The sequence below is a fragment of the Bacillus sp. GMs2/2 genome (assembly GCF_050172095.1).
In the GTDB taxonomy this organism is placed as follows: Bacteria; Bacillota; Bacilli; order Bacillales; family Bacillaceae_G; genus Bacillus_A; species Bacillus_A cereus.
On sequence record NZ_JBNLYE010000572.1, the window covers coordinates 1 to 1,922 of the forward strand.

Sequence of the window (1,922 nt, forward strand, 5' to 3'; positions counted from 1 at the left end):
ACTCAACCTATTAGTAAAACTGGTGAAACAACTTTTGCAATCCCAGCTTCTCCAAATAAAGCAATTTTAGCAAATTTGAAATTGCGAATTTCAAGTAGAGATTCACGTAATAATCGAGTAGAATTAATCGCTACAATTGGTGTAGAAGGTATAACTGAGACTTCACAAGTTTTATTCCGAATTTCCCGTGATAATATTGAAATTTTTAATGCACAAGTAGGTATTGAATCTACAGATTCTGAACAATTCTATGTACAAACATTTCAAGCTATAGATCAAAACGTTAGCAGTGGAACACACGAATATTCATTAACTGTAGAAAACCTTACTAGTGGTGCAAGCGCAGAAGTTGTTGGCCCACTATCTTTTAGCGCTTTAGCTATTGGACAAGAGCGTAAATGTTGCTAAGTGAATCTAATATTTAATTTTGTACTTGAGAAAAGCGAGGCGTAGTTATACGTTCTTGCTTTTTTATATGTCCCCTTACTTTCTATTAGCTTTAATCATAAATTTTTTACGTTTTGATTCACTTATTTCATCAATTAACACATCAAATTTTTGACAAATCAAAAAGATTGAAATCCAATTATGAAACACGTAATATAGACTCTGACTCTAAAAAAGTTCGTATAAAAATACTACATAAATAAGGAGGTTTTATATACGCGTTTTTCATTTTAAAAGACGGAGAGGTTTTATGTTATGTGGCGTAATAAAAACGTTTGGATTGTTTTAATTGGGGAGTTTATTGCAGGTCTAGGATTATGGCTTGGTATTCTTGGCAACCTTGAATTTATGCAAAAATATGTCCCTTCTGATTTCATGAAATCAGTTATATTATTTATCGGACTATTAGCCGGTGTTCTAGTTGGACCTATGGCTGGCCGTGTCATCGATCAGTATGAAAAGAAAAAAGTTCTTCTTTACGCTGGGTTTGGTCGAGTTTTAAGTGTTATTTTCATGTTTTTTGCTATTCAATTTGAAAGTATCGCATTTATGATTGCATTTATGGTTGCTCTTCAAATTTCAGCAGCATTTTATTTCCCTGCATTACAATCTGTAATTCCACTCATCGTACGTGAGCATGAGTTATTACAAATGAATGGTGTACATATGAATGTTGGTACAATCGCTCGTATTGCAGGTACTTCACTAGGTGGAATTCTTTTAGTTGTGATGAGTTTACAGTACATGTATGCCTTCTCAATGGCAGCATACGCCTTATTATTCCTCTCGACTTTCTTCCTACAATTCGAAGACAAGAAATCAACAACACCAAGTAAACAAGCTGCAAAAGATAATAGCTTTATGGAAGTATTTCGTATTTTAAAAGGAATTCCTATTGCTTTTACAGCACTTATATTAAGTATCATCCCTCTATTATTTATAGCTGGGTTTAATTTAATGGTTATTAACATCAGCGAAATGCAACATGATCCTACGATTAAAGGGTTCATATATACAATTGAAGGTGTCGCATTTATGTTAGGTGCCTTCGTAATTAAACGTCTATCTGATCATTTCAAACCTGAAAAATTACTATATTTCTTCGCAGTTTGTACTGCTTTTGCACATCTGTCATTGTTCTTTAGCGATATAAAATGGATGGCTCTTACATCATTTGGTTTATTTGGGTTTAGTGTTGGCTGCTTCTTCCCTATTATGTCGACGATTTTCCAAACGAAAGTGGAAAAAAGTTATCACGGTCGCCTCTTCTCATTCCGTAATATGTTTGAGAGGGTTATGTTCCAAATCGTCTTACTTGGAACAGGCTTCTTCTTAGATACAATTGGGTTACAATATATGGTTCTCATCTTCGGAGTCGTTTCATTATTGATTATTTCTATTTCCCTTTCTAAGCAGAAACATTATGAAAAACAGCATTCACAATCTGCGAATTTATAAAATAAACAAAGAAGTAT

At 33.5% G+C, this 1,922-nt stretch carries 2 protein-coding genes; both read left to right on the plus strand.

The features are described from left to right. On the plus strand, window positions 1-408 hold a 408-nt coding region (gene exsC / locus ACQGS6_RS27455), incomplete at its 5' end, for an exosporium protein ExsC (RefSeq protein ID WP_426965956.1). 294 nt (window positions 409-702) lie between these two features. Continuing rightward, entirely contained in the window at window positions 703-1,905 is a 1,203-nt protein-coding gene (locus ACQGS6_RS27460) for an MFS transporter (protein WP_000269261.1), read from the plus strand. Window positions 1,906-1,922: the final 17 nt, after the last annotated feature.

What these genes read in the sequence shown, in the direction of transcription:
- ACQGS6_RS27460 (WP_000269261.1), top strand. Translation starts at nt 703, where the DNA reads ATGTGGCGTAATAAAAACGTTTGGATTGTTTTAATTGGGGAGTTTATT.